6 protein-coding genes and 2 pseudogenes are annotated in these 7,509 nt (G+C 69.0%); 4 read left to right on the top strand and 4 right to left on the bottom strand.

What is annotated here, in order from left to right:
* Nucleotides 1–90 precede the first annotated feature (90 nt).
* Nucleotides 91–909 carry an SAM-dependent methyltransferase gene (locus ACFY4A_RS41945; protein WP_390834580.1) on the bottom strand — a complete coding sequence of 273 codons (819 nt, stop codon included), beginning with the start codon at nucleotides 907–909 and terminating at the stop codon, nucleotides 91–93.
* A 432-nt stretch (nucleotides 910–1,341) separates the two neighbouring features.
* Here ACFY4A_RS41945 and ACFY4A_RS41950 point away from each other — a divergent pair, with 432 nt between their 5' ends.
* On the top strand, nucleotides 1,342–1,689 hold the full coding sequence (locus ACFY4A_RS41950) for a VOC family protein (RefSeq protein WP_390834581.1): 348 nt from the start codon (nucleotides 1,342–1,344) through the stop codon (nucleotides 1,687–1,689).
* 404 nt (nucleotides 1,690–2,093) lie between these two features.
* Here ACFY4A_RS41950 and ACFY4A_RS41955 read toward each other — a convergent pair whose 3' ends face one another.
* Both ACFY4A_RS41955 and ACFY4A_RS41960 read right to left on the bottom strand, forming a co-directional pair.
* Nucleotides 2,094–3,023 (bottom strand): class I SAM-dependent methyltransferase, encoded by a 930-nt coding sequence (locus ACFY4A_RS41955; RefSeq protein ID WP_390834582.1) that lies wholly within the window; start codon nucleotides 3,021–3,023, stop codon nucleotides 2,094–2,096.
* A 488-nt stretch (nucleotides 3,024–3,511) separates the two neighbouring features.
* A pseudogene (locus ACFY4A_RS41960) lies at nucleotides 3,512–3,805 on the bottom strand (IS5/IS1182 family transposase); the annotation flags it as partial.
* Between the two features lie 303 nt (nucleotides 3,806–4,108).
* Between ACFY4A_RS41960 and ACFY4A_RS41965 the strand changes: the two are divergent.
* On the top strand, nucleotides 4,109–5,131 hold the full coding sequence (locus ACFY4A_RS41965) for an ADP-ribosylglycohydrolase family protein (protein ID WP_390834583.1): 1,023 nt from the start codon (nucleotides 4,109–4,111) through the stop codon (nucleotides 5,129–5,131).
* A gap of 16 nt (nucleotides 5,132–5,147) precedes the next feature.
* Here ACFY4A_RS41965 and ACFY4A_RS41970 read toward each other — a convergent pair.
* Nucleotides 5,148–5,575 (bottom strand): annotated as a pseudogene (locus ACFY4A_RS41970) (LysR family transcriptional regulator); the annotation flags it as partial.
* A 133-nt stretch (nucleotides 5,576–5,708) separates the two neighbouring features.
* Here ACFY4A_RS41970 and ACFY4A_RS41975 point away from each other — a divergent pair.
* Both ACFY4A_RS41975 and ACFY4A_RS41980 read left to right on the top strand, forming a co-directional pair.
* Nucleotides 5,709–6,953 carry an MFS transporter gene (locus ACFY4A_RS41975; RefSeq protein WP_390834584.1) on the top strand — a complete coding sequence of 415 codons (1,245 nt, stop codon included), beginning with the start codon at nucleotides 5,709–5,711 and terminating at the stop codon, nucleotides 6,951–6,953.
* Between the two features lie 99 nt (nucleotides 6,954–7,052).
* Complete coding sequence (locus ACFY4A_RS41980) at nucleotides 7,053–7,319, top strand: hypothetical protein (RefSeq protein ID WP_390834585.1); 267 nt, start codon at nucleotides 7,053–7,055, stop codon at nucleotides 7,317–7,319.
* Nucleotides 7,320–7,509: the final 190 nt, after the last annotated feature.

Raw genomic sequence — 7,509 nt, forward strand, 5'->3', positions numbered from 1 at the left:
CCGCGTACTGGGCGTACGCGGGCGATCCCGACAACGCGGCGAGGCGCCGTGCCAGGCGTCGCGGGGCAGGCGGGACTTTCGAAACACGCCCTAGGCCTTCCGGGCCAGCCCGGCGGCGATGAGACGTTCCCAGACGGTGAGCTCCCGTTCGCCGTTGCCGCTCCATGGGCCGTCAACCACGTCGGGACGCCACAGGGGTGCGGGGACGATCCCGGGTTCGAGGATCTCCAGGCCGTCCAGCAGGGATTCGATCTCCTCGTCGGTGCGCCACAGGCCGCGGCCGAAGGTCTGCTGGAGGATTCCCTCGGCCTCCGCTGTCTCCGGGTTGTTGCCGGAACGGAAGTGGCTGACGAAGAAGTAGCTCCCCGAGGGCACCTGGTCGCGCCAGTAGCGGACGATTCCAGCCGGGTCCTCCTTGTCGTTGACGTGGTGAAGGATGGCGCTGAACACGACGGCGGCGGGGCGATCGAAGTCGATCAGTTCCCGCGTGTCCGGGTGGGTACGGATGTCTTCGGGGTTCCGTACATCGACCGGGACGACCCGGGTCCGGTCGTTCTCCTCCAGCAGTGCCCGGCCGTGGACCAGCACTTGGGGGTCGGTGTCGACGTACACGACCCGGGACTCGGGAGCGTGCCGTTGCGCGACCTGGTGGACGTTGTCGGCGGTCGGAAGACCACTGCCCAGGTCGATGAACTGCCGTACGTCGGTGGTCGTCACGATCTCCTCGACCGCCCGGGTCAGAGCTGCGCGGTTGGCGAAGGCGATGGCCACCGAACCAGGAAGGTCACGTTTGAACACGTCGCCGATCTCCCGGTCCACGGCGTAGTTGTCCTTGCCACCGAGCAGGTAGTCGTAGACGCGGGCGATGCTGGGCTCGGTGGAGTCGATGGAGGAGCCTTCAACCGTCATGGCGTCCATCCTGCCCGCAACGTCGACTGCTCACCATCACTTTCGGTGAGCCCACAGCCGATCGCGGGAGATCTCGAGGGCCAGCTGGAAGTCGAGGCGGTCCCGCCATTGGGACAGGTCGCGGCTGGTGAGCTCCTCCAATCTGTGGATGCGCTAGAGGCAGGAGTCCGGCGGAGGGGTCGCGGCCCGGTCCTCGTGGCCGGTCCTCGACAGGTGAGCCTGCTGACCATGAGCCCAGGCAGAGCCGAGCAGACGCGGCCCCGGTGTGTGGGGCGGCGTCGGACGGGATGGGGGCTGGGGAGGGTGGTGGGTCGAGCACGGGGAGAGACGGTGATGTCTAGGCCGTCTTGCCAAAGTGCGTGCGGCGGCGGACGGGCCGTAGTACTCCTGGACAGTCCTGGATCCGTGCGTGTTCGACCTCAGGAGTCGTCGATGGCCGTTCGCCGTGTCATGCCCATCATCCAGTCGGAGGCTGCGAAGGAGAGCCGGGAGTTCTATGGCCTGCTGGGCTTTGAAGAAGTCATGAATCTCGGCTGGATCACGACGCTTGCCTCGCCGTCCAGCCCGGCGGCCCAGGTCAGCGTTATGACCGGCGACAAAACCGCCCCGGTTACCCCCGACATGAGCGTCGAGGTCGACGACGTGGAGGCGGCTTACGCGATCATGCGGGACAGCGGCGCGGAGATCGTTCACCCCCTGCAGGACGAGGAGTGGGGCGTACGGCGGTTCTTCGTCCGCGACCCCAACGGCCGAGTGGTCAATGTTCTGAGCCACCGCTGAACTTCCGGTGCCAGGAGGACGGTGCCGGCTCACAGCCACTCGTTGAGTCGAACTTCGGTGGCCGGCCGGGCCGGGTGGGGTCGACGCGGCGCTCGCCCTCCCGAACCAGGTACAGGTCAGCTCGGTTGCCGGCAGCCAGTGGGAGCGGTCCTACGCGCTTCGGAACGACGATGGGACCCTGCGGAACATCGCAGGGACAACGTTCGAGTTCGCCGTCCGGCCGAACATGTCGGACCGCACCGTGTCGGCCATGGTGGATCGCCCCAGCACGATGACCGCACCCGACAGGCAGCCCCCGCACGCCCTCGCGGAAGACAAGCTCGTCTCGGCGAGTCCCGATCTGCTGGTGTGCCCGAGGTGCGGCAGAGGAGTGCCCGAGGGTCGGCCGTGGGCCTCCAGGCCTCTCAGGACGCCCGCAGGAACGCCGACCGCGCCGCCTTGCCGAGGAAGGTGAAGCGCGTGTCGCCCGCGAGGTGCTTGTCGAGAGCGTCTTTGATGCCCGGCCACTTCGGGTCGCGGTAGTCGTCGAGGACGACGATCCCGCCGGGTGCCGCGATCTCCTCCGCCCACTCCAGGTCCTTGGCGACGCCCTCGGCCGAGTGGTCGCCGTCCACGATGATCACACCGTAGCGGCGGTCGGAGACGGCCGCGCGGGTCTCGGGGTCCTCGGAGAAGCCCTGCTGGATCCGGGCAGCGACGCCCGCGGAGCCGGCCAGCGCCAGATTCGTCCGGACGGCGTGCTCGTCGACCGGCGTGCCCGTGGGGTCGGACCGGTGCTCGGTGCCGGGCTGCAACTGCACGCCGGCGAAGGGGTCGACGATGGTCAGGCTCGGGCTGCGGCCGTCGCGCTCCAGCATCCGGATGAGTCCGGCGGAGAACATGCCGTAAAGCGTGCCGATCTCCAGGATCTCGTCGTTCGGCGGGTCGAGCAGCGGTATCGAGCCGAGCTTGCCGCAGATGTTCATGGTGCCGCCCGCGATCCGGCCCACGCCCAGCGACTCCAGCGCGACCAGCAGCCGGAAGGCCGCCGCGACGTTGCGCTCGGCCGCCTGGCGGTCGCCGCCGCCCAGTGCCGCGACCTCGGCCTGGAGACGGTCCATGGCGCTCGGCACGACAATCCGTGAGATGCCGCGGGCACGGGGGCCGACCAGCAGGTCGAAGGTGTACTGATGCTGTCTCAGCACCTGGATGTCGCGCTTGAGCTCTTCGTTCTCCGACTGTGACCGGGCGACCGCGGAGCGGACCTGCCGCTCGATGCGCTTGTCGAGAAGCTCGGCGACGGGACGGAGCAGGCGCCGGGAGGCCGAACTGCGAAGCAGGGAGCGGCTTTTCATGGAACCGATGACCTCAATCGTCTCGCGAAGAGTTGACCGGTGTCAGCACGGAACAGGAGTAAGAAAAAAGACTAGGCGTGCACCTGTCGGACGGAAGGCCACGGAATTGTCCGGTAGGAGAACTTCTGCCGAACTCCGAATGACGGCGATGCGGGGACGGGGTCTAAAGGACATTCACCCGCCCGATGACGCCACCCGTCGAGGGAGACGACCTGCCGGTAGACCATGACCGTGCCCGTCGCACTGACCAGCCGCTGGACACGGACCGACTTCATACGAGGCCGTGGCGGCGGGCGATGTTCCGGCCACGGAGGTTGGTGACGGACCTCTTGGCTCAGGGATCTTGAGATGGGTGAGGAGGGCCTGGCTCGGTGCGGATTGCCACATCCGCACCGGCGACCGGAAAGGCCCTCGTGCCGCACCGCTGACGAGAGATCCGGGGAGCCGCCCCCTGTGGCGCCCCCGGCCGGGTGGCGCTACGGCACCCGTGCGCGGCAGAGGTCCAACACCTCGTGCAGGTCAGGCGCTTGGGCGGCCAGCACGCCGATGCCCTCATGGAGGTAGCGGTAGCCGGTGGCCTGCGAGATCCCGGCGTCCCGGGCCAGGCAGTGCACGCAGCTGTGTTCTCGGAACCAGCGCAGCACCAGTACCGCCTGGCGGAACGGGCTCAGGGCACGAAAGCCCTTCGGCGTGCCGATCCCGCACCGGTGGGCGGCCAGCAGCCGGGCGAGGAACTCCACGATGTGGCGTGGGACGTCGAGCGCGGCAGCATAGGTGACCAACGTGAAGCCTCTGGTTCGAGCGGACATTCCCAGTACGCCGAGGTCCCCGCCTACGAACCCGCCCCGGAACGGATGTGGACCGAAGGCCGGCACCCGTGGCTCGCGCTCTGCAGCCGCAGCCTGCCGATCTCTGGAAAGTGCTGGGCTCCTTGCTCGACGACTGGGAAGCCACTCGCTAACGGCCCTTCCAGCGTGATGGGTTACGTGTCCTGCGACGCAGCGAGGGCCGACTCGGGAGGTTGTGAGGAGTCCCTTCCGCGCTTATGGTCGTCTTGACGATAAGCAGGGGAAGGGGCTTCCAACATGACCACGACGACGGTGAGCAAACGCGCCGCGACCGGAGCGCTGATCGGGCTCGCCCTCGGGGACGCCCTCGGCTTCCCGACCGAGTTCAACGACGTGCCCTCGATCCTCGCCAAGTGCGGTCCCTGGCGGGAAATGGAACTGCCGAAGCGCGCGTTCGTCTCCGACGACACCCAGATGACCCTCGCCCTCGGACGTGCACTCAGGACCGCCATGGACCGAGGCATGCTCACCCCGAAGCGGCTGGAGCGGCCGCTGCGCGAGGAGTTCGTCGACTGGTACCAGTCGCCGGAGAACAACCGGGCCCCGGGCAACACCTGCCTGACCGCCTGCCATCTGCTGAAGGCGGACGGACGGGTCTGGCAGGAGGCCAGCCAGATCGGCTCCAAGGGCTGTGGCGCCAACATGCGCGTGGCCCCCATCGGGCTCGCCCCCGGGCTCACCGAAGCACAGCGCGCCGGCGCCGCCCAGTTGCAATCGGCGCTCACCCACGGCCACCCGACGGCCCTGGCGGCCTCGGACCTCACCGCCCACGCCGTGCACCTGCTCGCCCAGGGCGCCGACCCCGCCGGACTCGTCGGCCGACTGCGGTCGTACGCCTACGACAACCGCACCCGCTACCACCACACTTGGCTCGGCGACCTGTGGACCCGCTCCCAGGACCCCACCCCCGAGCACTTCATCGCGCGCGGCTGGGACGAGTGCCTGGAGATTCTCGGCCGGCTCCAGGAGACCGTGCGCACCGTCTCACCGGAGACCGACCCGTGCCTGGCCACCGGTCCGGGCTGGGTCGCCGAAGAGGCCTTCGCCACCGGCCTGTTGTGCTTCCTGCTCTTCCCCGATGAGCCCGTCACCGCCCTGCGCCGAGCCGCCTGTTCCTCCGGCGACTCGGACTCGATCGCCTGCCTCACCGGCGCCTTCGCGGGCGCCTGGCTGGGCGCGGACGCCTGGCCCGCTCAGTGGGCGGACCGGATCGAGCACCGGGCCGAACTGCTGGCGCTGGGAGGGCTTTGGGACGCATAGGCTGCTCGGAGTAGGCGACGGCGCGGAAGAAGGCGTCGATCGTGCCGGACCGGATGGTGTCGATGGCCGCGTCGGCGCCGAGAAGGTCACGACGTCCAACTCGACCTCGCCGATGCCCGCGATGGAAGCCACGCAGCAAGGCAGCCGGGGCGAGCCGTCGGCCGATCACATCGACGCGCGGCATGCGGCCGTCGGGACGGACGGAGGCCACTGCTCGCTCTTCGGCCCGTAGGCGATCGTGGGCGTGGGGCAGGAACGCCTGTCCGTCGATGGTGAGCCTCGCTCCCCGTGCGGTGCGGGTGAACAACCGCACACCCGGGATTTTCTCCAGAGTGGCGATGCGTTTGCAGACGCCTGCTGGCTGATCGTCAGTTCGGCAGCGGCGTCCTGGAAACGCCCCGCGTCCACGGCGGCCACGAAGGTGCGCACAGCATCGAGATCCACGCCGACATGCCATGGGTACAACGAACGGTTGTGGTTTCCTCGTCGATCGGTTGTTTGATCTCACCATCTGCCGCTCGCTTTGATGCCGATGGTCAGCGTGTGGTTGTTCAGGCCGGCGAGAGGTGCTTCGGGTATGACAGGTAGGCGGGCGCTGGGGCGGCGGTTCGGGTGGTTGTGGGCGGCGTATGCGGTCAGCTCGTACGGCACCGGGCTCGGGTTCGGTGCGTTTCCCTTGATCGCGGTCCTCGTGTTGGACTCCGGTCCGGCCCAGGTGGCGGCGCTGTCTGCCGCGGGGCGGGCAGTGGGGGCGGTGGTGGCGGTGCCGCTCGGTCCGTGGGTGGAGTTCCGCCGCAAGCGGCCTGTCATGGTTGCGATGGACCTGGTCCGGTTCGCGGCTCTGATGAGCGTTCCTGCCACCTTCGCGCTCGGCTGGCTCAGCTTCGCCCAGCTCATCGTCGTCTCCGTAGTCGCCGCCGCGGCCAACATCGCGTTCACCGCGGCCAGCGGTGCGTATGTGAAGGCGCTCCTGCCGCCGCAGGATCTGCTCGTCGCGAACAGCCGGTTCGAGTCCACGACGTGGACCGCAACCATGGTGGGACCACCGCTCGGCGGGGCCGCGATCGGGCTGTTCGGCCCGGTGACGACCGTGATGGCCGATGCGGTCAGCTACCTGCTCTCGGCCCTGGGCATCCGCGCCATCGGAGGGACGGAACCGCGCCCCGCGCGGACCGGTGCACCGCGGCTGCGAGCGGGCGATCTGCTCGAAGGATGGCGCCACATTCTCGCTCACCCCGCGCTGCGCCCGCTGTTCTTCAACACGATCACGGTCAACGGACTGATCATGGCCTCCGAGCCGCTGCTCGCCGTACTTCTTCTGGGCCGCCTCGGGTTCGCACCCTGGCAGTACGGTCTCGTGTTCGCGGCCCCTTGCGTCGGTGGCCTCGTCGGCTCACGCCTGGCGCGCCGACTCGTGGCGCGGTCCGGACAGCACAGGGTGATGTTCGCCTTTGGGGTACTGCGCGCGTGCTGGCCTGTCGGATTGGCGTTCGTCCAACCCGGAGTCTCCGGGATGGTGCTCGTCATCGTCGTCCAACTCGGCCTTGTGACCTGCTGCGGCGTGTTCAACCCAGTGCTGGCCACCTACCGGCTCAACCACACCGACGCCGACCGGGTCGCCCGCACCCTGGCCGCGTGGTCGGTCAGCAGCAGTGCCGGCATCGCGGTCCTGACCGCCGTGTGGGGTCTGCTGGCCACCGTCACCAGCCCCCGCATCGCGATCGCCGCCGCCGGAGTGCTCCTCCTGGCGACTCCGCTGCTGCTCCCGCGCCGCGAGAACGCGCCCCAGGACACAGGGAACCAGGCCGCGAGTCTCACCTGACAGGCCGCAGCTCGACAGTCGCCTGCACACCGGCCGCCGCCGTCGAACACCCTGCCGACCCGGCCCGGCCTTGCGGGCGGTGGGGGAGAGGGGCAGAAGGTGACCGGCTACCGGACCCCGCCCGCCATCCGCCGCCGCGGCCTGGCAAGGCTGACCGCATGGCTGGCCAACCACGGCGTGCGCGCCGCCGACGCGGTCGCGGCCACCGCGCTGGAAGCGGCCCAGGCCCAGCACAGCGCATTGCCCGGCCAGGACGTCGCCGCTCAGATCGTCGCCGTCCTTGCCGCGCAGATCCCGGTCCTGGACGATCGCCTCAAGCACATCGACAGGCAGGATCCATGCAGGTCACAGTGGCAGCTACGGTGAGCCGCCGCACCTGGGAGACTCGGGCCATCACTTCCGGAAGAACTGATCGCGAGCTCCACGAGCCCTCGGCTCGGTCATTGAGTAATCCGACCTGCGTTACTGGGACTCTTGCAGAAAGCCCCGGCGTTCACGCCGGGGATGAATGCATCTCAAGACTGCTCTGGCGTGCACCTTAGAGCGGGCGTTTTTG

The organism is Streptomyces sp. NPDC001292 (assembly GCF_042896465.1).
Taxonomy (GTDB): Bacteria; Actinomycetota; Actinomycetes; order Streptomycetales; family Streptomycetaceae; genus Streptomyces.

Excerpts from the sequence above, each read along its gene's own strand:
- ACFY4A_RS41945 (WP_390834580.1), bottom strand. The coding sequence starts at position 909 with ATGACGGTTGAAGGCTCCTCCATCGACTCCACCGAGCCCAGCATCGCC.
- ACFY4A_RS41950 (WP_390834581.1), top strand. The coding sequence starts at position 1,342 with ATGGCCGTTCGCCGTGTCATGCCCATCATCCAGTCGGAGGCTGCGAAG.
- ACFY4A_RS41965 (WP_390834583.1), top strand. The coding sequence starts at position 4,109 with ATGACCACGACGACGGTGAGCAAACGCGCCGCGACCGGAGCGCTGATC.
- ACFY4A_RS41975 (WP_390834584.1), top strand. The coding sequence starts at position 5,709 with ATGACAGGTAGGCGGGCGCTGGGGCGGCGGTTCGGGTGGTTGTGGGCG.
- ACFY4A_RS41955 (WP_390834582.1), bottom strand. The coding sequence starts at position 3,023 with ATGAAAAGCCGCTCCCTGCTTCGCAGTTCGGCCTCCCGGCGCCTGCTC.